Source organism: Dyella soli, from assembly GCF_054482295.1.
Map to the genome: position 1 here is coordinate 617807 of NZ_JBTFFU010000002.1, position 22184 is coordinate 639990.

A 22184-nucleotide genomic window follows, 5' to 3' on the forward strand; every position below is an offset into this window, starting at 1 on the left:
GGCCCCGGGCGCTGATATAGTGATCGTTCATCTGTAGACCCGGGGCCGGGTTTGGGAGGGGGAGCCTGGGTGGCGACCCCGGCACGGCAGGGGAGAGGTAGTAAACGTGGCTGAAGTACTTTTCTACGAGCGTCCTGTTCCGCTCAACCGCACCGAACACAAAGACCTGCGCATCAAGCCCATCCAGAGCCTGAAGTTCGCGGGCACGGTGCACTCGGTGCCGCTCACCGGCGTGGAATTCCCCTCCGCCGCGCGCGACCTGCCCATCCTGTTCGGTGGCGAGACGCCCGAGACCGCCGGTCCGATGGCGCTGCTGGGCCTGCGCCAGAACGAGAACCTGTTCGTCAACGAACGGGGCCAGTGGGAACAGAACGTCTACATCCCGGCTTTCGTGCGCCGCTATCCGTTCGTGCTGGCTGAAAAGCCGCCGGGCCAGGAAGGCGACGACTTCACCGTGTTCTTCGACGAAGGCTACGAAGGCTTCGGCGCCGACGAAGGCGACCGTCTGTTCAAGGAAGACGGCAGCGAGACCGAGCTGCTCAGCAACGCCGTGAAGTTCCTCGGCGAGTACCAGCAGCACATCGGCCGCACTCAGTGGTTCATGTCGCAGCTGGTCAAGCACAACCTGCTCGAGCCGCGCAACATCCGCCTGGAGAAGGATGGCAAGTCCATCAATCTCACCGGCCTGTTCGTGGTCAGCGAAGATCGCCTGCGCGAGCTGGACGAGAAGACCGCGAAGGAATTCCTGCACGAGGGCGTGTTCGGCTGGATCTACGCGCACCTGCTGTCGCTGAGCAATATCGAGCGCGTGTCGGCACGTCTCAGCCAGCGCGAGCGGACCGAAGAACCGACCCCCGCCGCGGTGAACTGATCCATCCACGTCGCGGCATCCGCGGATGCCGCGACGTTCCCCTGGGCGCGCCCTGCGCCCGGGGTGTCGGCGAGATGGCCCGGCGGTTCCCGCGGCCTTGCAGGCCTGCGGCCGTCCTCACAAATTTCGTACGTGCGGGGGATATGCTGGTGTCCCGCGCTCTCCCCGTCGTGCCTGGCCGCATGGTCGCCGACGCCGGCGCGGTTTCCTGGAAGGGGCAGCTGCATGTCGGAGCAGAACAAGCGTGTCGTGCTTGCCTATGTCGATGCGTTCAACCGGGCCGACCTCGACGCCGTCTGCGCGGCGTTTGCGCCGGATGCGCTGATCCACGGCGCGCTGGGCTGGGGCGGCCTGGATATCGCCAGGCCGATCTGGAGTGACCTCATGCGCTGTTTCCAGGTGAGCCTGGAGGTGGACGCGATGGTGGCCGAAGGTGACACGGTGGTCGTGCGCTATACCGAGCGCGGGCGCTCCGTCGCGCCGTTCCGCGGTGGAGCCGTGACCGGGAAGGACTACCAGCTGGTCGCGATGGAATGGTTCGTGGTGAAAGAAGGTCACATCGAGCGGCGCTGGGGGGCACGCGACAGCGCGTCGATGTTCCGCCAGATGGACTTGACGCCGCCCTAGGCCGCGGCGTCGCCCCGGTCGTAGTCGAGACTGGGCCGCCAGTCGACGCTGCGCCCCTCGGGAGTGAGGTCGAGCACGCTCCACAATGGCCAGATGGCGTCGACATGCCGTGGATCCTGCCCCGGCTCGGGCGAGACGAACATCAGCTCGCTGCTCCAGGTGTGGTGGATGTGGCCGTCGCGCCGCAGGAACACATTGAGCGCGGGCAACTGCCGTCCATCCGCCGATTCGCCGTGGTAGTCCGTGCTGTAGGTGTTGTGCGCCGACGACAGCAGGTGCAGGTGCCGCCATCCGCGTTCGCGGGCGAAGTGGCGGATGCGCTGGATGGGGGACTTCGCCACCACCGCCACGTTGGTGCGTTGGGACAGGTGGGGTATCTCGCCGTCGAGCGCATCGAGGATGGACGAGCAGGACGGGCAGGGCTGGGCCATGCTCGGGCCGAACATGTAGCTGTAGATGACCAGGCTGTCCTTGCCGTCTTCGAACAGGTCCGACAGGCGTACCTGCCGCTCGATGTCGGTGTCGACGGGCGTCTCGCCCTCGTCGTCGAACAGGTAGTCCACCGGTACCCGCCCACCCAGCGGCAACGCGCGCCGCAGGGCGGCGGTGGCCTCGATTTGCCGACGCAGCTCCATTTCGGCCCGCAGCAGTCGATCGCGCGCGGTGCGGTAGGCGCTGCTCTCTTCCGGGAATCGCACGGCATGCAGCGGCTGGTTCATGGCTGTCTCCCATGGCGACAAGGCCATGCACGCCACGGCCAGCGCCCCCCATGCGTCACCGCCGATCAGTGGACGGGCTTGGCCAGTCGCACCAGGTCCGCGGCATAGCCCGCGCTCTCGTAGATCGCGCGGGCGCGTTCGTTGCCCGGGAACACCGCGAGCGTCACCAGCTGGCAGCGGTGCTCCCGCGCCCATGTCTCGGCATGTTCGAGCAGGGCGCGGCCGACGCCGCGGCCTTCCTGCTGCTTGGCCACGGCGAGGTCGGAGATATGGCAATTGCTGCGGCCGGTGAAGAAATCCTGGGTCTTTTGCAGGTGGACGAAGCCGACCGGCTCGCCGTCGCCGTCCTCGGCCACGAACAGGAAGCTGTTGGCCGGCTGGTCTTCGAGATGCCGCAGCAGTTCGTTGCGGATGCCCTCGATGCACTCATGCCGCCGCCGCCACGGTGGCAGCGCAAAGTCCACGAATCGGGGCACCAGGCCGAGGATGAAGTCGTCGTCGTCTTCGGCCAGACGGATCAGGTACGTGGCGTCGCTCATGCGGGCAAACCGGACAGCGAGAGAGGTTTGCCGTTTCTACACCCTGGCCCGTTGCGGCGGTAGTCCCCGCGCACGCCGGGCCCTCCCCGTGGCGGGGAGGGCTGTTGCCGGTCAGGCCATCGCCGGCAGCGTGTCCACGCCCGCCTCGATGGCGGCCTTGTGGGTCAGGCTGCGCGGCAGCATGCGGGCGAAGTAGAACCTCGCCGTGTCGCGCTTGGCCTGCTTGAAGGCCTCCTGCTGCTTGCCCTGGGCCAGGGCCGCCACGCTGCGCGCCCACATGTAGGCCAGCGCGATGTAGCCGGAGTAGTAGAGGTAGTCCATGGCGGCGGCGCCGAGCTCCTCCGGATTGGCCTGCACGCGCTGGGCCAGGGCCAGGGTCAGGTCGGCCCATTCCTTGGTGTGGCTGGCCAGGGGAACGATCAGGTCGCGCAGCGCGGCGTCCTGCGCGTGCTGCTGGCAGAACGCCTGGATTTCCTTGAGGAAGATCTTGAAGCCCGCACCCTGCAGCTGGAGGATCTTGCGGCCCAGCAGGTCGGCGGCCTGGATGCCGGTGGTGCCCTCGTACAGCGTGATGATGCGGGCATCGCGGACGAACTGCTCGACGCCGTTTTCGGCGATGTAGCCGTGGCCGCCGTAAACCTGCAGCGCTTCCTTGGTGCTCTCCTGCGCCAGCTCGGTCACCACGCCCTTGGCGATGGGGATCAGGAACGCCACCAGGTCGCTGGCCTGCTTGCGGGTGGCCTCGTCGGCGCCGCGCGCTTCCACGTCGGTCTGCAGCGAGGTGTACAGCAGCAGCGCACGCGAACCTTCCGCGATGGCGCGCTGGGTGAGCAGCATGCGGCGCACGTCCGGCTGCACCATCAGGTTGTCGGCCGGCTTGTCGGGGAACTGCGGGCCCGACAGCGAGCGACCCTGCAGGCGTTCACGGGCGTAGTTGGTGCTGTTCTGCAGGGCACGCTCGGACAGCGCCAGGCCTTGCACGCCCACGCCGAGGCGCGCGGCATTCATCATGGTGAACATCGCGGCCAGGCCCTTGTGCGGCTGGCCGATCAGATAGCCCTCGGCGGCGTCGAAATTCATCACGCAGGTGGCCGAGCCGCGCAGGCCCATCTTGTGCTCGATGGCGCCGGCGGCAACGCTGTTGCGTGCGCCCAGCGAGCCGTCGGCATTCACCTTGAACTTCGGCACGATGAACATGGAGATGCCGCGGCTGCCGGCCGGCGCGTCGGGCAGGCGGGCCAGCACGAGGTGGATGATGTTCTCGGCCAGGTCATGCTCGCCGGCGCTGATGAAGATCTTGGTGCCGGTGATCTTCCAGCTGCCGTTCTCGCCGGCTTCGGCGCGGGTCTTGAGCAGGCCCAGGTCCGAACCGGCCTGGGGCTCGGTCAGGCACATGGTGCCGGTCCAGCGGCCTTCCACGATGGGCTTGAGGTAGGTGTGCTGCTGCTCTTCGGTGCCATGCATTTCCATCGCGTGGCAGGCGCCCTCGGACAGCAGCGGGTACAGGCTCCACGACAGGTTGCCCGACTGGAAGATTTCGGTAGTGGCCGTGCCGATCGCATTCGGCATCGCCTGGCCGCCGAACTCCTCGCCCTGGGTCAGGCCGGTCCAGCCGCCTTCGGCGAAGGCCTTGAAGGCTTCCTTGAAGCCCTTGGGCGTGGTCACCGCATGGGTGGCCTTGTCGAAGTGGCAGCCTTCCTCGTCACCGCTGGCATTGAACGGCGCCAGCACGGCCTCGCTGAGGCGGCCGGCTTCTTCGAGCACGGCGTCGATCAGGTCGCGCGTGTGGCCGTCGCCGCCCTGCAGCGTGGTGAGAACAGCTTCCGCGCCGAGCACGTCGAAAAGGGCGAAGCGCTGGTCGTCGAGAGGGGCCTTGTAAATGGTCATGGCATAGTCCTTCGTGGGTAGTGCGGGCGCTGGAATCAACGCCAGGTGTTGGGGATCCCCGGCACCGGAGAGAACCAGTCGGTGCCGTGGAAACTGAAATCGCGGGTCTTGTCTTCCTGCTCGGGCTTGGCGGCGGCGTTGCCGGCCACGCTGTACGGCACGCTGCCGGCGCTGCCCTTGCCGGCAGTGGCCTTGAGCGCGGCGGACATTTCGGGCGTGGGAAGCAGGTCGATCTGGGTGACGTCGGCGGCAAAGGCCGGAATTTCCAGGTTGAACCTGCCGTGCAGGCGCACCGGCACGAGGTCGGCCACCTTCAGCTCGCCGTCGATGGACTTGAAGTCCATTTCGCCATAGCTGTTGTTCTGGATGCGAACGGTGAGTCGCCACTGGCCGTCCGGCCGCATGGACATCTCCTGCACGCTGACGGTCGGAGGGAACACGCTCTTGCGCGGTGGCCCGCAGGCCACCAGACCTGCCACCAGGACACCGAGCGCTACACAGCCGAGCAGTCGTCGCATGGAATCACCTCAAACGATTGTTTGAATCTTAGCAGGATGGTCGGGCCCTCTGTCACCAGTGGCTGGCCCCGATAGTGATGCCGGCCCCGGCGGGGTTTCCCCCCCAAGATGAGGGAGTCGCCAGCGCGCGGGAGGTTCCCATTGCGCGGCGCAGCAGGCATCATCGGGAGTTCCCACACCCAAGTACTGCCTGCCCATGACCCGACGTATCGTTGCCCGCCGCTCGCCCATCCATGGCAATGGCGTTTTCGCTGCCGCCCCGATCAGGAAGGGCGAGGAAGTCATCGAGTACAAGGGCACCCTGATGACCCACACCGAGGCCGACGTGATGTACGGCGACGGCGGTGAAACCGGGCATACGTTCCTGTTCACGCTCAACGACGAGTACCTCATCGACGCCAACCGCAAGGGCAACACGGCGCGCTGGATCAACCACAGCTGTGATCCGAACTGCCAGGCCCTGATCGAGGAAAGCGCGAACGGCGACCTGCGCAAGGACCGGGTGCTGATCGAGGCGATCCGCAACATCAAGCCCGGCGAAGAGCTGACCTACGACTACGGCATCACGCTGGATGTGCCGCATACCGCGCGCCTGAAGAAGTTGTGGGAGTGCCGCTGCGGCTCGAAGAAGTGCACCGGTACCCTGCTCAAGGCCAAGCGCTGAGTTGAATCCGCCCGCCCTGCGCCGACCGGTCACCGGACGGGCAGGCGCAGGCGCCTGGCCATCCCGGTCCTGGCCGGGATGGCGGACGACCAGGCGAGCCGCTCCGGGCCCGTCCGGCCCATGCCGGCACGACCGACCGGGAGCGCCGACCCGTTCCGGGTGGGCATGCTGCGCAGCGCATCACCGCTCGTCCTGCGGGTAAGCGATGCCCACCACCTCGACCGTGAGGTCACCCGCCGGCCGCTGCCACACCACCTCGTCGCCCACGCGCGCGCCAAGCAGGGCAGCGGCCAGCGGCGATACGTAGCTGACCAGTCCGTGCTCCACGTCGGCCTCGTCCTCGCCGACGATGCGATAGCGCGCCTGGCCTTCGTCGCCCTCCACCGTGACCAGCGCACCAAAGGCCACCCGATCGCGCGGTTGCAACGACAGGTCGACCTCGATGGCGCTGCCCACGCGCGCGTTGAGCCAGCGCAGCTCGCGCTCGACGGCCGCGAGTTCGCTTTGCTGGGGCAGGGTATCGGCGTCGGCGCGCAACGCGTCGCGGCGTTCACGCGTCGCGATCAGGCGTTCACGCAGCAGCACCAGTCCGCGCGGCGTCACGTAGTTGGCGTGTTCGCTGAGCGGAATGTCCGGCTGGCGTTCGCCAACCGACTCATCGGCATCCTTGACGAAGGCTCGGCTCATCTCGTACCTCCAGCGCCGGACCGGCCGGCGCGCGTGCTGTTCATGACATGGCGGCGTGGCGGCCGCGCATCAAGCCATGCGCAGGCGCCCGCGGCATGCGCGACGGGAGTCGCGCATGCCCTCGTCGCGAAGCGGATCAGTCTTCTTCCACGTGAGGCTTCCACGCCTCGGTGAGCTGTTTCTGCACCGGCGCCGGCACGGGTTCGTAATGGCTCAGGTCGAGGCTGTAGCGGCCACGCCCGCCGGTCATTGCCTTGAGCTCGGTCGGGTAGTCGGTCAGCTCGGCCAGCGGCGCCTGCGCCTTGATCACCAGCTCGCCGCCACGCAGCGAATCGGTGCCCAGAATCCGTGCGCGCTTGCCCGCCAGCCCGCCGGTGACATCGCCGACGCTGCCCTCGGGAATGGCCAGCTCCACGTCCACGATGGGCTCGAGCACGATCGGGCGCGCCTTGCCCACGGCATCGAGGAACGCACGCTTGCCCGCGCTGACGAAGGCCACTTCCTTGGAGTCCACCGGGTGGTATTTGCCGTCGTACACGGTGACGCGCAGGTCCTGGATCGGGTAGCCGGCGATCGCGCCGCTGTCGAGCGCCTGGCGCACGCCCTTTTCGATGGCGGGCAGGAACTGGCCGGGAATCACCCCGCCTTTCACCGCGTCGACGAATTCGAAGCCCGCGCCGCGATCGAGCGGCTCCACGCGCAGGAACACTTCGCCGAACTGGCCGGCGCCGCCGGTCTGCTTCTTGTGGCGATGATGGCCTTCGGCGCGACCGGCGATGGTCTCCCGGTAGGCGATGCGCGGCGGATGCGTCTTGACCTCGACGCCGTACCGTTCCTTCATGCGTTCGAGCATGATCTTCAGGTGCAGGTCCGACAGGCCGCGCACGACGGTTTCGTTGAGCTCCTTGTGGTGCTCCATGCGGAAGCAGGGGTCTTCCTCCGACAGGCGTGCGAGTGCCTGCGAGAGTTTCTGTTCCTGCCCCTTGTGGCTGGGCTCCAGCGCCAGCCCGAACATGGGTTGCGGCAGCGGCATCGGCACGAGGTGGATGAGGTTGTCGTCATGCGAGTCGTGCAGCACGGCGTCGAAGTGGATCTCCTCGATCTTGGCAATGGCGGCGATGTCGCCCGGAATCGCCTGTTCGACTTCATCGTGGTTCTTGCCACGCAGGCGGAACAGGTGGCCGACCTTGAAGGCCTTTCGGCTGTCGTCGATGAACAGCTGCGTGTCGCGGCGGATGGTGCCCTGCCATACGCGGAAGATGCCGAGCTTGCCGACGAAGGGGTCGTTGACGATCTTGAACACGTCGGCGACCACGTGCTGCCGCGGATCGGCATTCACCGTGACTCGTTCGCCGTCGCCATTGAGGAAGGGCGGCGGATTGCCCTCGGCCGGATTGGGCAGCAGGCGATCGGCCAGCTCCAGGAACTCCTTCACGCCGGCGCCGTTGCGCGCGCTCACGAAGCAGATGGGTACCAGGTGGCCTTCGCGCAGGCATTGCTCGAAGGCGTCGTGCAGTTCCTGCGGGGTGAGTTCCTCCTCGCCCGAGTCGAGGTAGTGGCCCATCACGGACTCGTTGATCTCCACCACCTGGTCGAGGATGCGCTGGTGCGCTTCGGCCAGCGAGGAGAAATCGGTCTGGCCCGCGGTCTGGAAGAAACAGTCGCGCACCAGCTTGCCGCCCTGCGAAGGCAGGTTCACCGGCAGGCACTGGTTGCCGAATTCATCGCGCAGCGCATCGACCAGCGCGCTCAGCCGGGCGCCTTCGAAGTCGATCTTGTTGATCACCAGCACGCGCGCGAGGCCACGCTCGGCGGCGCGTTCCATCATGCGCCGCGTGCTGTATTCGATGCCGTTGGTGGCGTTGACGACGATCGCCACGGTTTCCACCGCAGCGAAGGCGGACAGCGCCGGTCCGCGGAAGTCGGGATATCCGGCCGTGTCGATGAGGTTGATGTGGCTGTTGCCGAACGAAACGCTGGCAATGGCCGCATCGATGGAATGGCCGCGGGCCTTTTCCTGGTTGTCGGTGTCGGACAGCGTGGTGCCGCGTTCCACCGAGCCCTGGGTCTGGAGGGTGCCGCCGGCATGGAGCAGGGCTTCGAACAGGGTGGTCTTGCCGGCACCGGCGTGGCCGGCGAGTGCGATATTGCGGATGTTTTCCGTGTTGTACGACACGATGCGACCCTCCTCTGGCGAGGCGCGGATTCGTGCCGACGATGACCTGCGGCGCCGCACGAAGCCGCGCAAGCGGCTGACGATGGCGGGCCGTCATGGTCGTCCAGGCGTGCAGGACGCGGGGGCGGTCATGGCGGGTACGGTCGGGGAGACCGTCTGCATAGCGTTGAACCATTGCCCCCCGGGGTCAAGTTGCAGTGCGGGGAAAGGGGAACCCCGGGCACGTCCCGCTTGTCAGCAGAAGTCTCCACACCCCGTCGCGGCCCGAAGGAAGGCGGCCGCGCGATTTCCCCAGGCAAAGACGGCAGGGATTCGTCATCGAGCATACCGAGCAGGTCGAACATCATCGCTGGGCGCCACCCGGGCCCGCAGTGCGGGGGCTGGCGCCCCTCGATGGCCCCACCCGTGCGTTGCTGCACCAGCTGCGCTGGCGCAAGCCGCCACCCGACCGCCGGCGCCGCTGGCTGGCGCTGGGCATCGTGCTGGTGCTGCACGGGCTGTTCGGGCTGCTCACCTGGCACGAGATGCAGTCGCAGCAGCGGTCGTCGCCGGCTGGCATGCGCCGCGGTGCGCTGCAGGTGCGGCTGATTGCACGCCCGCCGCGAGCCGCTGCCGCCGTCGCCTTGCCGCCCACGCCCGCGTTGCCTGCTCCTGCCGTACCGCCGCCGGTCGCCAGGCCCCGGCCGGCACCGGAGCCGCCGGCGCCGCAGGCGATGACCGTCACCCTGCCGCCGCCGGCACCGGCTCCCGTGCCTGCAGCGCCGCTCTACGATGCATCGGGCCAGCCACGGCTTCCGTCCGCCAGCAGCGCGTCGGAGCCACCAGCCGCGAGCTATGTGCAAAGGACGCCACAGGGCGACGCCAGGCTGATGCAGCACGACAGCGTGGTGCACTACCAGCCCACGCGCTTCGACAAGGACTGGCAGAAGGGTGGCGGCAGCAGTGTCGATGATGCGCTCAAGCGTGCGGTGGACAGCAGCACGGTCACGCACACTTTCCACATCGCGCCGGGCGTGCGCCTGCATTGCGCCATATCGTTCGCCGCGCTTGCAGGTGGCTGTGGCGGCGATCCACCGCCGGCGCCGCCATCGAAGGATGGCGACGTGCGCCTGAACATGGCGCCGGCCAGCGCGCTGGCGCCGGGCACGGCAACGTCGACCCCGCCGGGTATGGACGAATGCATCGCCATCTACCGCGCCGACAAGCCGCTGCCGCAGGGCTGCCCGGTCGACACACCCACCCGTGCGGTGGATGCGGAGTTGCGCGAACGCGCCGCGCGGCAGGGCGGTTGAGCCAGTCCGGCAGGGCTTTCCGGCGGATGCGGTCCGGCCGCTACACTTGCTCCCATGGACAAGGAATCCGCGCGCCGACTGACTGTGTCGCTTCCATCGCCAAAGTCGGCGGCGGAGAGCGCCTTCGTCTATCGCCGTCGGCGGGCGGAGCGGCCGCGCGAGCGCTGGCTGCGCATCCTGGGGCTGGTCGGCGCCCTGCTGGTGCATCTCGTGTTCCTGTTCGGTGCCATCCTCGGCCCGGCGTACGAGATGGAAGAACTCACCGAACCGAACACGCCGCTGCAGGTCCGCCTGATCGAGAAGAAGCAGGAAGAGCCGCCACCGCCGCCGCCCGTGCGCGGCACGCCGCCCCGGCAGGTGGGCCCGGTGCACCGGGGTAACGCGTCGAAGGCGCCGCGCACGGCGCGGCAGAGCACGCCGTCCATCCGCGCCAACAGTGACATCGCACCGGTGCCGGTGCCCGCGATGGAGACGCCGGTGATCGCCAGGGCGCCCCGGCCGACGGCACCCAGGCCTGAGATCACAGCCGCACCGTTGCCGCCGGTGACCGTGTCCAGGCCCGCGCCGACCGAGCAGCTGGCCCCGGTGCCGACTGCGCCGGAGCCGCCGCAGGTGGCGCTGGAAACGCCGACCGTGCCGAAGCCCACACCGCCGAAGTTCCAGCCCGAACCCGTGCGCAAACCACAGGTCGAGGGCAATGAACCGGTGCCGCCGCCGGCATCGCTGGCCATGCCCGAGGTGCCTGCGCCGTCCGCGCCGGTGGTAGCGCCGCCCACCATCGCGATGGAGAAGGCGGCGCCGGTCAACACGCCGCCGAGCCTGGCGCAGGTGGCGCGCCCGGAGCAGCCGGCAGCGCCGCCGGAACCGGAAATGCAGGCGGTGCCGTTGCCCGCGCAGGCGGCGCCGACGGTAAACCTGCAGCCGCAGCCCAACCAGGTCACGGCGGTGGTTCCACGCGAGCAGCCTCGCATCGAGGCGCCCGCCATTCGCGTGGCCGAACCCGAGCTCGAAGCCGTGCCCTTGCCACCCAATCCCCAGCCCAGCATCGAGCGCCCGCAGGCACCGAAGCTGGAAACCGCCGCACCCAGGGCGATTGCGCTGGACAACAAGCCGAGCGTCGAGCGGCCGCAGATTTCACTCGAACCGCCTGCCGAAGCGGCGCCCGCCGCGGCCAGCGCAGCGGCGGCGGCACCGTCGAATGCGCAGGCACCGAGCGCGGCCGGCGCGCAGGAGAACGCGGCCAACAGCCAGGCCAACACTTCGGCCGGCGAGCGCGGTGCCAGCAGCGCGCCCAATGCATCGCCACAAGGCAGCAGCACCGCGGCACCGGGGCAACCCAACGGCGTGGCCGCATCCCCCGCGGTGGAGGGCCAGAACGGCCTCAATCTCGCCTTGCCGCCGGGGCAGGGCAACGGCAAGGGCAGTCCCGGACCGGGCGAGCCGGGTGGTCCGACCGGCAGCTACGTCCAGCTCAAGCCTCACGGCAATACCGAAATCATGTCGCACGGCGGGCCCAACATCGGCTACCAGGCCACGCGCTTCGAAAAGGACTGGACCCCGGAAGGCGAAAGCTCGATCGACACGGCCCTGCGCCATGCGGTGGAGAAGACCACCATGCGCCACACGTTCCACCTGCCGCGCGGCGTGCGCGTGGAGTGCGTGGTGATGCCGCTGTTCCCGGTCGCGCTGTTCGGCTGCGGCGATGGCGATCCGCCGCCGAAGCCGGTGGACGACGTGGTCTACGAGCGCATGAAGCTGGCCCCGACCAATCCGCTGGTGCCTCCCGCGCCTTCCACCGCGCAGGGCGCACCGACCATGGCGACCATCAAGCTCGACAACAGTGCGCAATGTGCGGCGGCCCGCGTCGCGGGTGGTCCGATGCCGCCCGGCTGCGAAGCGGATCCGGCCACCGTGCGGCCCGGTCCGGCGCATGCCGGCAGCACCTGGGTGCCGGCGAGCGACCAGTTCCACTGAAGCGGCGCATCGCCGCGGTGATCGCGTTCCCGCCTGTTGGCGGGCCGCGCTAAGTAAAACTACGTCAGCCGTCTGCGCAATATTTCGCTACCGAGGGCCTGGTCGCGCGTCCATGCTCGCGATCGACACCAGCCCCTGCGCGGGCGCGACGGGTTCGACCATGCACGGACGGGACGATGCGGTGGCACCGGCAATCGTGTCGAGAAAGCGCTTGGCCGGCAGGCGAGGGCCATGCGTGCTCGCGTTGGCATGTGCATGGTCCTGCTGCGTGCCTGCACAGGAAAGCGGCGTGCCGGTAACCACCACCGGCACGCCGATGCTGCAGGCCACGGACGCGATGACGCCTGCCCCGCCGCCGGGTCCTGACGAGGCATCCCCGCACTCCTGGCTGAGCGTCATGCGTGATCCGCAGGACGGCAAGTTCGACACCTCGCGCTGGCTGCTGGAGCACCGGGGCTTCCTGCTGGTGCCGGTGATCGTCACCGAGCCCGCGGTCGGCAACGGCGGCGGCCTCGCGGCCGTGTTCTTCCATCAGCCTGCGCAGTCGGACGCATCGAAGGCGAACGGCGAGCGCATTCCCCCCGACATCTACGGCGTCGGCGGCATCGCCACCGAAAACGGCACCAAGATGTATGGCCTCGGGGGCAGGTTCCACTTCAAAGACGACACCTGGCGCTACAAGGGTGGCCTTGGCAGGGGCTCGATCAATCTGGACTTCTATACGGCCGGGCGAGCCGGAGCGCCACGCAAGATCGGCTACAACCTCGATGGCCTGTTTTCGCTGCAGCAAGTGTCGCGTCGGCTGTGGCGCAGCAACGTCTATGTTTCCGCGCGCTGGGTCTACATCGACCTGGACAGTCGCCTCAACCTCGAACAGGACGCGCAGTACTTCACGCCGAAGGAGTTCGCCAGGAAGTCCTCGGGTCTCGGGCTGGGCCTCGAATACGACTCGCGCGACAACACCCTCACGCCGTCGCGGGGCTGGCAGTCGGTGCTCGAAGTCACCGACTATTCGACTTCCATCGGCAGCGACAACAATTACCGGAGTTATCGCGCCAACACGCTGGCCTATCTTCCGCTCGCGTCGGACTGGATCCTGGGCCTGCGGGCCGACTTTCGCGCGGCCCGCGGCGACGTGCCGTTCTACCAGCTGCCGTCGATCGACCTGCGCGGCATTGCCTACGGTCGCTACCAGGCCCCCGACGTCGCCATGGTGGAAGCCGAGCTGCGCTGGAATTTCACGCCACGCTGGGCCCTGCTTGGCTTTACTGGTGCAGGCCGGGCCTGGGGGCATGGGGTGGATTTCGGCAACGCCACCACCGAAACCACCCGCGGGCTGGGTATGCGTTATCTGATTGCGCGCCAGCTGGGCCTCTGGGTGGGCCTGGACTGGGCGTGGGGTCCCGATGACCACGCGTACTACATCCAGGTAGGCAGCGCCTGGCGCTGAGTCTCCGGCAGCCGGACCGCGCAGCGACAACAGAGCGTTCATCGATTGACCGGGCCGGCTCGACCGGCGTCTTTACCAGCGAGGACCGTCATGCACACGCATCGTTGGCTTTGCCTGATCTTCCTGTGTTTCATGGCGCCGCTCGCACCGGCGCTTGCCCAAGGGGACGCCAGGCCCGCGGCCGCCGCCGGCACGGCCGACTACCGCCCGTGGCCGCACAGCTTCGATGTCGGCGGGCAGCACCTGGTGTTGCATCACCCGCAGCTGGACAGCTGGCAGGACAACGTGCTCAAGGGGCGCGCCGCGGTGGCGGTGAAGACCGGCGAGAAGGTCGGCAGCGACGGCAAGCCGCACGACGTGCTGGTGTACGGCGTGATGTGGTTCAGCGCGCGCACCAATGTCGACAAGGCACTGCGGGAAGTGACCTTGTCCAGGGTCACGGTCGACAAGGTGTCGTTTCCCACCGATACCGCCCACCAGGCGCAATACCAGGAGTTGCTGAGGGGCATCGCGGCGCGCGGTGGCCAGGTGATCAACCTCGACACGCTGGAGGCATCGCTGGCGATCCGTCGCGAAGAAAACCTGGTGAAGAACATCGCGGTACGCAACGATCCGCCGCAGATCATCTTTTCCTTCAAGCCTGCCTTGCTGGTGCTGATCGACGGCCAGCCGGCGCTCAAGCCCACGGCGGTGAGCAGCGTAAGTCGCGTGGTCAACACGCGCTCGTTGCTGTTGCAGCAGGGCGGGCAGTACTACCTCACGTTTGCCGGCCGCTGGGTCAAGGCGGCGACGCTGGATGGGCCGTGGACGTCGGCGGGCACGCCACCTGCGGCGGTGGCGCAGGCGGCGCAGGCAGCGGAGCAGGCCAAACAGGTGGATCCGCTCGACGAGCCGTCGGAGGCGCTCAAGCAGGTGCTCGCATCGGGCAAGCTGCCTGACATCGTGGTGCGCAGCCAGCCGTCCGAACTCATCATGGTCGACGGCGAACCGCAGTTCGCGGCGATCCCGGGCACGCAGCTGGCCTATGTCACCAACACCGCGTCCGATGTCTTCGTCGACCAGGCCCATGGCCAGATCTGGTTTGCGCTGATTTCCGGCCGCTGGTTCTCCGCCGATACCACCATGGGGCCCTGGCGCTTCGTGCCCGGCAAGGACCTGCCGCCGGACTTCGCCAACATTCCGTCGGACAGCCCCAAGAGCGCCGTGCTCGCTTCCATTCCCGGCACGCCCGAGGCGCGCGAATCGCTGATCGCCAACGCGATCCCGCAAACCGCCACGGTCGACCGACGCACGACCAACCTGCACCTCAGCTACGATGGTCCGCCGCAGTTCCGTCCGATCGAGGGCACCTCGCTGGCCTATGCGTGGAACACGCCGGTGGCCGTGATACGCGTGAGCCCCGATGCTTACTACGCAGTGCAGAACGGCGTGTGGTTCACGGCCTCGTCGGCGAACGGTCCATGGACTGTCGCGCTACAGGTGCCGGCCGCGATCTACGCCATTCCCGCCAGCGCGTCGCTGCACTACGTGACCTATGTCTACGTGTACGGCCACGACGACGACCAGGTCTATGTCGGCTACGCGCCGGGCTATTACGGCACCGTGGTCAGCAATGACGTGGTGGTCTACGGCACCGGCTACGCCTGCGACCCGTGGGTCGGCAGCGTCTGGTATGGCTGTCCCGCCACCTATGGCTTCGGCGTCGCGTTCGGCTGGACACCCTGGGCGGGCTGGGGCTTCGGCTACGCCTGGGGCTGGGCGTGGGCGTCGGCCTGGTACGGGCCATGGTGGGGGCCGTGGGGTTACTGGGGCGGCTATTACCCGGGCTACTGGGGCGGTGCCATTGCCGCCGCCAACGTCTACGGTCGCTGGGGCAACAGCGTGATTGCCGGTCGCGGCGTGGGCTGGGCCGATCCGTGGACGGGCAACTACGGCCGCGCGGGCCGCGGTGGCTACGTCAACACCGTGACCGGAGGCCGCGGCGTCGGTTACGCGGGCCGCAACACCAACATCTACACCGGAACCACCACCGCGGCGGCCGGCGGCATCCGCTACAACCCCCAGACCGGTCGCGTGGTCGGCGGGCAGGGTGGCGCTGCGGTCAATCCGTATACCGGCAATGCCGTGGCCGGCGGCCAGCGCACGACCGTGAACACGCAGACCGGACGCGTGACCGAACAGGCGGGCGTGGCCGGCCGCACCAACCAGGGTGCCGGGGCTGCCGGTGCGTTCAATACGCAGGGTGCCGGCGGCGATGCGCGCGGCGCCGGCTATGTGCATTACGACAAGGCCACTGGCGAGGTGAGTCGCGGCGGCGTGGTCGACGTCAACGATCAGGTCTACGCCGGCAAGGACGGCAATGTGTACCAGTACAGCGAGGACGGCGGCTGGCAGAAAGTCGACCCCAGCGGCAAGTTCGACAAGGTCAGCGGACCGGACAGCGCCGACACCAATCGTGACCGCATGGCGCGCGACCGCAGCGCGGATGGCGGCGCGTCGATGGACCGCCGCGTGCCGGGACAGAACACGACCTTCGACCGCAGCAATTACAACAATCGCTACCACGGCGGCATGGGCGGCTTTCGTCCTTCGGGCGGCGGCGGTCGCTTTGGCGGTGGCGGCGGGCGACGCCGCTGACGGCGGACCCGCCGCGGTCAGCGCATGATGGCCGAGGCGATCCTGGATGCGGGGCACCGGCACGCCGGGCCCTGCATCCAGGTGTCATGCAGCATCACCTGGTGATGCATGCGCTCAGCGCAGGATGCCGTCGGTCTTCAGCTTCGGAATCAGCGTCTGCGCGAGGTCTGCCGTCGCCTTGGGCACGTCGTTGCTGCCGATGCCCTGGGTGGTGACAGTCCAGATCAGCTTTTCCGATTTCGGATCCCACACGCTGGTTTCAAGCGTGATCACGTCGTACTGCGTCACGTTGGGCGTCGACGCCCAGGCGCCGCCGTACCAGCCGTAGAAGCCGCCATACATCGGACCGGACGGCGTTACGTTGACGCGCTGCTCCACGCGCTGCACGCGGGTGACCAGCACGGCCTGCGCGCCGCTGGCCCGCACCAGGTCACGCAGCTGCACCGCGCCGCCATTGCCGGCGGGTATCTGGGTGTAGCTTGGCGCGGCCTGCACGCCGGCGGCCTGCAGCTGCTGCGAGAAGGTGTCTTCGAAGATGTGGCGCATGGTGTCGCTGCGGGAAATGCCGACGACGACCACGTTGGACGCCGGTGGCCCGGTCCATGCCGGGTCTCGCCACTGGTTGGTGATGCTCATGCTGTTGCACGCGCCCAGCACCAGGGCGATGGCGAGCAGCGGGAGGCGCAACGGTTTCATGACGTCGACTCCTTGGAGGGTGTCCCGCCAGCGGGCGGGTGCGAAGCATTGTGCAAAGCGCATCGTGGATGCCATGCGACGGCCGTGCGCCAGCTTGCCGCGCGCACGGGCATCTGTTAACCGAACTTCCACGGTGTTCGGGGCAGTAAAACTACCGAGTCAGGCCGCCGTCACTGGCGCGGACGCAGCAGCGAGCCGAACGTCAGGTAGACCGAATTGCGCCCGCCCTGGGCATAGCCATAGCCGAGGAACAGCGGACCCAGCGGCGTCTGGATGCCAAGGAACATGCTGCCGGCGTAGATCAGCGAGTTGAGTTCGACCTGGCTCTTGTCGTGCCAGGTGTTGCCCGCTTCCAGGCTCGCGCCGATGTAGATCGGGGTGGAGAACAGCGCGTCGAGCCTGCCCGTGCGTCGATACAGCACGGCGCGCCCCAGCACTGACTGGTTGCCATACAGCGAACGCTCCGCGAAACCGGACAGGTTGAGGAAGCCGCCGAGGAAGCTCTGCGTCTCGAAGGTGTTGGTGTTGTCCAGTGCGCTCGACGCTCGCAGGCCAAGCAACACGTGGTAACGGCTGTCGGCCAGGCCGAAATCGGGCACCCAGTCGGCAATCACGTGCGCCACGTCGGCCTTCACGTCGCCGCCCAGCGACGGGCGGTACATGTCGTAGTAGAGGCTGACGTGCAGGCCACGACTGGGGAATTGCGCGTTGTCCAGGCTGTCCCAGTCGGTGCCGACGCTGGCCACGCTGTAGCGGTTGGTCTGGCTGCTGGGAAAGGCTTCCGTGGGTACGCCGATGCGCAGGTCGCCGGTGTCCTGGCCATGCGTGAATGACGTGACCAGTCGCCAGTTCGAGATGGGCGACCAACCGGCCTCCAGGCCCAGGTAGCGGCGCTTGAGGCGGTATTCGGACAACTGCTTGTCGCCGGTGTTGTCGAACAGCGGAAAGTCCTCGTTCCGCAGCAGCAGGGATGGCATCGCGTAAACCGTGGCACCTTGCCCGAACGGCTGGTAGAACTCGCTGGCGATGCCGCCGATGCGACCGGCCCACAGCGTGCTGCGCCACTCCGCGCCGTAGCGGTTGATGTTGGTGGCGTTGAGTTCGGCTGAAATCAGGTACTCGCTGCGCCCGGCGAAATCGTCGTCGAGCTGGAAGCCGAACTTGCCGTACAGCGGACCCCACGGCTTGTCGGTCGGGATGATCAGCACACCGCGGTCGCCACCGTCCTGCCTGAGGCGATAGTCGATCTGCTGGTAGTTGCCGCGCCCGTAGATGCCGCCGATCTGTTCTTCCAGTTTCTTGGGATCGAATGGCTTGCCGACGTCGGGCTCCAGCCGTTCGGCGACGTAGGTGGCGGTGTCCGTGTGTTTGGCGTCCACCTTGAGGAAGGCGATCAGGCCCGGATCGAACTGGCGCTGGCGGTGGTGCGCGACGAAGTCGTCCCACTGCTGCGGGCTTGCCGCCAGCGCGCGCAGCTTGGGCAGCGCCGCCTCGGCCGCCGCCCGGCCGATCTCGATGGCTTCGGCGCCGCGGTTGAATTCGCCCGCGCCAAGGTCGCCGAGCGCGGGACGGATCAGGATGTCGTTGGGTCCGAGCGTGTCCAGTTGCCGGCGGGTCTTTTCGTCCATCAGTGCGCTGACCATCTGGTTGAGCACCGCGACCGGGTTGCTCAGCTGCTCCCGCTTGGCCAGCGGCGAGCCGACGTCGACGACGATCAGGCGGTCGGCGCCCATGTTGCGCATGACGTCGATCGGCACGTTGTCCATCAGGCCGCCATCGACGAGCAACTGGTCGTCGACGGTGGTCGGCGCGAAGGCGCCCGGCACGGACATGCTGGAGCGGATCGACAGCGCCAGGTCGCCCGAGCCGAACACGACCGGCTTGCCGGCCACGATGTCGGTGGCGACGGCGCGAAACGGAATCGACAGGTCGTCGAAATCGTGCACGTCCCAGGTGGAGATCAGCAGCCGCCGCAGCAACAACAGCAGCTTCTGGCCCTGCACGACGCCGGCGGGCGTGACGATGTGCCCGTTCTTGTAACCGACTTCGAAGTTGAGCAGGTAGCGGTAATCGGCGTCCTTGCGCCGCATGGGCATTTCTTCGCGCGCGGGGTCGTCCGAGAACAGGTCGTTCCAGTCCAGCGTGGTGATGATGTTGTGCATTTCCTGCGGCTTGTAACCGGCCGCGTACAGGCCGCCCACGATGGAGCCCATGCTGGTGCCGGCGACGCGGCAGATGGGAATGTGCTCGCGTTCGAGCACTTCGATGACGCCGATGTGGGCCGCGCCGCGCGCGCCGCCACCGCCAAGCACGAGGCCGATGCATGATGCAGTCGGTGCCGCGTGTGGCGCCTGCGCCCACGCCGGCAGGCTTCCAGTCCATAACAGCAACGCAATCAGTGCGGGTCGGCAGCGCATTGATGGTCCCTCGGGCCTAAGGGGGCAACCTGTCCCTGCATCGCCGACATCGTCGTCGCGAGGTGGTTAGCGCGCACCATGCGTGCAACAGAGTGCACGCGTCAATGGCTGCATGGTGGATACACATTTCCGTCACATGACGCGTCACGTTCTGGCAACGTGACGGCCATGTGTGCGCGCAACACGGGCAACGCAGGCCCGCTGCATGGCAGCGGACCTGGTGCGCGTTACAGCATGCGCAACAATTCCTTCATCAACGGCAGGCGACGCACGCGCACGGCGCTGACACGGAACACGGCGTTGGCCAGCGCTGGCGCCGCGGTGGGCATGGCGAGGAAGCTGGCGCCGGTGGGATCGCGATCGCTCGGCACCAGGATGACTTCGGTGGTGTCGGGCAGCTGCGCCATGCTGGCCAGAGGGTAATCCTTCCAGTTGCGCTGCTGGACCTGGCTGTCCTTGTAGCTGACGGAGAGATTGAGCGCGGTCGACAGCGCATCGAGCGTGGCGCCGGCAATCTGTCCTTCAAGGCCCGTGGGATTGATCACGCGGCCGACGTCGACCGCGCACACGGCGCGCTCGATGTTGAGGCGGTCGCCTTGCAGCGACGCTTCCACCGCATGCGCCACGTAGGCGCCGTCGATGTGCCAGCACGCGATGCCCAGGCCGTTGACCGTGCGCAGCCAGTTCTTCCACTCGATGCGATCGGCGACCAGCCTGAGCACGTTGATGAGGCGGCCGGTATCGAGCGTGCGACCGTCGCCCAGCGGAACCTGGCGCGGCTCGCCGATGAGACGCAGGCGCGTGACGAGCGGATCTTCCTTCAGCGACTGCGCGATCTCGTCGACGAAACTCTCGACCGCAAACGCGTTGCTCAGGTGCGGCATGCCGCGCGCAGGGCCGCGTGGCATGGCGGAGGGCAGGGCGTACCAGTCGCTGCGCAGGTTCGGCACCAGGCCGGCGGGCAACTGGTGCGCGTCCACCTCGGAGGTCCACAAGCGGTTGTCCGGCACGCCACGCATGGCCAGCGCCGAGGCACTCGCCATGCGCTGGTTCCAGCTGACGATCTGTCGCTTGCCATCCAGCGTGGCGCTGAACTTGTGCACGCTGGCCGAGCGGAAGTAGTCCTGGGCGAGATCCTCGTCGCGCGTCCACATCAGCTTGACCGGCTTCTCGACCGCCTTGGCGAGCATCACCGCTTCGGCGACATAGTCGTGATCGAGGCGTCGCCCGTAGCCACCGCCCACGCGGGGCACGCTGATCTGGATCTGTCCGGGCGCCAGCCCGGTGAGCCGCTGCACCACGCGCCATGCCTGCTGCGGCGCCTGCGACGGCACCACCAGCGTCGCGCCGTCCTTGTCGACGCGGGCCAGGCAGTTCATCGGTTCGGCGGTGGCGTGCGCGAGCCAGGGCTGCACGTAGGTGGCTTCGATCCGGTGCGCGGCCTTCTTGCCCGCCGTGTCGACATTGCCGTCCTCGCGCACGCGCATGCCCGGTGTCGCGTTCTTGTCATTGACAAGGTCGGCGGCCTGCTGTTCGAACCAGGCGCTGCTCTCGTTCTGGCTGCCGGGCTTCCACTGCAGCTTGAGTTTCGCGCGACCCTGCAGCGCCGCCCAGGTGTTCTCGGCGAGCACGGCCACGGCGGGCGCACGCACGGTCTGTCCCAGCGGAACGCCGGCCTCGGGCTTCAGTTGCACGACCTTGACCACGCCCTTCACCGCCATGGTGTCGGTGGTGTCGAGGCTTTCCACGCTGCCGTCGGTCCACGGGCAGTGGCTGAGCACGGCGACCAGCGCGTCGCCGGCGTAACTGTCCAGCGCGTAGATGGCCTGCCCCGTGACGATGGCGCGCGCATCCACGTCACCCGCGGGCTGGCCGATCAGGGTGTAGCGGTCGGGCGATTTCAGCGGCACCGGCGCGGTGGGCGGGGCGATCTTGGCGGCGGCTTCGGCCAGCTGGCCGTAGCCAAGGCGGCGGCCGTCCGGCGCGATCACATTGCCTTCGTCGCAGCGCAGGCGGTCGGCCGGCACGCCGAGACGCCGCGCCGCTGCCTGCAGCAGCAGCCAGCGGGCCAGCGCGCCGGCCTGGCGCAGGTCGCCCCAGGCTGCCGGGGTCGAATCACCGAGGCCGCTGGTCTGGTGACCGTAGGTCCAGCGGGGCTTGCCATTGTCGTCGTCGACGCCCAGGCCCAGTGGCAGCACGCTCACGCGTGCCCAGTCGGCGTCCAGTTCGTCGGCAATGATGCGGGGCAGCGTCGTCGCGGTGCCGGTGCCGGTGTCGGGATCACGCGCGCCGATGATCACGTTGCCGCTGGCGTCGATGCGTACGTACGCGCCCAGGCCGTACAGGGCGTCGCCCAGCAGCGCGGGCGGTACCGGCGCGTCGGTGGCATCGGCCAGGCGTATGCCGACGACGAGGGCGCCGGCCGTGCCGGCCAGGACCTGCAGGAAGCGTCGGCGCGAGAGGCCGCTGGTGTTGTCGTGGCCGGCGCTCATGCGCGGCCTCCGTTGGCGGCGCGCTTGATCGCACGGCGCACGCGCGTCTGGCAGCCGCAACGGCAGAGGTTGGGCAACTGGTCGATCTCGCTGTCGCTGGGCTGCGAGTGGCGGTTGAGCAGGTCGAGCGACGCCATCAGCCAGCCGGGCGTGCAGTAGCCGCAGCCAATCGCGTCTTCATCCACGAAGGCCTGCTGCAGCGGATGCAGCTTGCCGTCGGCAGCGGCCAGCCCTTCCACGGTGGTGACCGACTTGCCGGCCAGTTCGGACACCGGGAGCCGGGTGGCCGACGCCAGCTTGCCGTCCACCAGCACCAGGTCGTAGCCGCCTTCGCCATGCTCGCCGCTGTACTTGGTGCCGGTCAGGCGCAGCACGTCGCGCAGGTACCACAGCAGCGGCATCCCGGCGTCGCCGGTGTGGCGGTAGGACCTGCCATTGATCTCCAGGTCGACCCCTTCGCGCACTTTCTCGGGCACGATGGTGCTGGTCGTTCGGGGTGTCAGGACCTGGTCTTGCGCTTGCGCCATCGGTGAAACTC

General features: G+C 68.1%; 17 protein-coding genes. 7 read left to right on the top strand and 10 right to left on the bottom strand.

Features of this window, described 5'->3' with window-relative positions; genetic code table 11:
- The first annotated feature begins 106 nt into the window (after positions 1-106).
- On the top strand, positions 107-871 hold the full coding sequence (locus ACXU4B_RS13200; RefSeq protein ID WP_131411788.1) for a SapC family protein: 765 nt from the start codon (positions 107-109) through the stop codon (positions 869-871).
- A gap of 225 nt (positions 872-1096) precedes the next feature.
- Positions 1097-1498 carry an ester cyclase gene (locus ACXU4B_RS13205; protein ID WP_131411786.1) on the top strand — a complete coding sequence of 134 codons (402 nt, stop codon included), beginning with the start codon at positions 1097-1099 and terminating at the stop codon, positions 1496-1498.
- Here ACXU4B_RS13205 and ACXU4B_RS13210 read toward each other — a convergent pair.
- The 4 genes from ACXU4B_RS13210 to ACXU4B_RS13225 form a co-directional block, all read right to left on the bottom strand.
- A complete protein-coding gene (locus ACXU4B_RS13210; RefSeq protein WP_131411784.1) occupies positions 1495-2217 on the bottom strand; it encodes a DUF899 family protein in 723 nt (240 codons plus the stop codon). The two genes, ACXU4B_RS13205 and ACXU4B_RS13210, sit on opposite strands and share 4 nt — an antisense overlap.
- Before the next feature lie 65 nt (positions 2218-2282).
- Entirely contained in the window at positions 2283-2756 is a 474-nt protein-coding gene (locus ACXU4B_RS13215; RefSeq protein WP_131411782.1) for a GNAT family N-acetyltransferase, read from the bottom strand.
- 111 nt (positions 2757-2867) lie between these two features.
- Complete coding sequence (locus ACXU4B_RS13220) at positions 2868-4643, bottom strand: acyl-CoA dehydrogenase C-terminal domain-containing protein (RefSeq protein ID WP_131411780.1); 1776 nt, start codon at positions 4641-4643, stop codon at positions 2868-2870.
- Positions 4644-4678: 35 nt separating this feature from the next.
- A complete protein-coding gene (locus ACXU4B_RS13225) occupies positions 4679-5161 on the bottom strand; it encodes a hypothetical protein (protein WP_131411778.1) in 483 nt (160 codons plus the stop codon).
- Positions 5162-5357: 196 nt separating this feature from the next.
- On the opposite strand from ACXU4B_RS13225, the gene ACXU4B_RS13230 reads away from it, so the two are divergent.
- Positions 5358-5825, top strand: a complete 468-nt coding sequence (locus tag ACXU4B_RS13230) for an SET domain-containing protein (RefSeq protein ID WP_131411776.1) — start codon at positions 5358-5360, stop codon at positions 5823-5825.
- 180 nt (positions 5826-6005) lie between these two features.
- Here ACXU4B_RS13230 and ACXU4B_RS13235 read toward each other — a convergent pair whose 3' ends face one another.
- Both ACXU4B_RS13235 and fusA read right to left on the bottom strand, forming a co-directional pair.
- Complete coding sequence (locus tag ACXU4B_RS13235) at positions 6006-6512, bottom strand: GreA/GreB family elongation factor (protein ID WP_131411774.1); 507 nt, start codon at positions 6510-6512, stop codon at positions 6006-6008.
- Between the two features lie 136 nt (positions 6513-6648).
- Complete coding sequence (gene fusA, locus ACXU4B_RS13240; RefSeq protein ID WP_131411772.1) at positions 6649-8688, bottom strand: elongation factor G; 2040 nt, start codon at positions 8686-8688, stop codon at positions 6649-6651.
- 371 nt (positions 8689-9059) lie between these two features.
- Here fusA and ACXU4B_RS13245 point away from each other — a divergent pair, with 371 nt between their 5' ends.
- From ACXU4B_RS13245 to ACXU4B_RS13260, 4 genes are all read left to right on the top strand, one after another.
- Positions 9060-9980, top strand: coding sequence for a hypothetical protein (locus tag ACXU4B_RS13245; protein WP_240734142.1), 921 nt, complete (start codon positions 9060-9062; stop codon positions 9978-9980).
- Between the two features lie 84 nt (positions 9981-10064).
- Positions 10065-11954: a hypothetical protein gene (locus tag ACXU4B_RS13250; protein ID WP_458910885.1), complete on the top strand. Its 1890-nt coding sequence runs from the start codon at positions 10065-10067 to the stop codon at positions 11952-11954.
- Positions 11955-12243: 289 nt separating this feature from the next.
- The gene (locus tag ACXU4B_RS13255) at positions 12244-13404 is read left to right on the top strand and encodes a BamA/TamA family outer membrane protein (protein ID WP_458910886.1); all 1161 of its coding nucleotides are present in this window, start codon (positions 12244-12246) and stop codon (positions 13402-13404) included.
- A gap of 90 nt (positions 13405-13494) precedes the next feature.
- Complete coding sequence (locus ACXU4B_RS13260) at positions 13495-16041, top strand: hypothetical protein (RefSeq protein WP_205746591.1); 2547 nt, start codon at positions 13495-13497, stop codon at positions 16039-16041.
- A gap of 114 nt (positions 16042-16155) precedes the next feature.
- Here ACXU4B_RS13260 and ACXU4B_RS13265 read toward each other — a convergent pair whose 3' ends face one another.
- The 4 genes from ACXU4B_RS13265 to ACXU4B_RS13280 all read right to left on the bottom strand — a co-directional run bounded on the left by ACXU4B_RS13265 (position 16156) and on the right by ACXU4B_RS13280 (position 22173).
- The gene (locus ACXU4B_RS13265; RefSeq protein ID WP_131411768.1) at positions 16156-16737 is read right to left on the bottom strand and encodes a DUF4136 domain-containing protein; all 582 of its coding nucleotides are present in this window, start codon (positions 16735-16737) and stop codon (positions 16156-16158) included.
- A 170-nt stretch (positions 16738-16907) separates the two neighbouring features.
- Positions 16908-19154 (bottom strand): patatin-like phospholipase family protein, encoded by a 2247-nt coding sequence (locus tag ACXU4B_RS13270; RefSeq protein WP_131411766.1) that lies wholly within the window; start codon positions 19152-19154, stop codon positions 16908-16910.
- A 227-nt stretch (positions 19155-19381) separates the two neighbouring features.
- Positions 19382-21646, bottom strand: a complete 2265-nt coding sequence (locus ACXU4B_RS13275; protein WP_131411764.1) for a xanthine dehydrogenase family protein molybdopterin-binding subunit — start codon at positions 21644-21646, stop codon at positions 19382-19384.
- Positions 21643-22173 (bottom strand): (2Fe-2S)-binding protein, encoded by a 531-nt coding sequence (locus ACXU4B_RS13280; protein WP_131411762.1) that lies wholly within the window; start codon positions 22171-22173, stop codon positions 21643-21645. Before ACXU4B_RS13280 ends, ACXU4B_RS13275 begins: the two co-directional genes overlap by 4 nt.
- Positions 22174-22184: the final 11 nt, after the last annotated feature.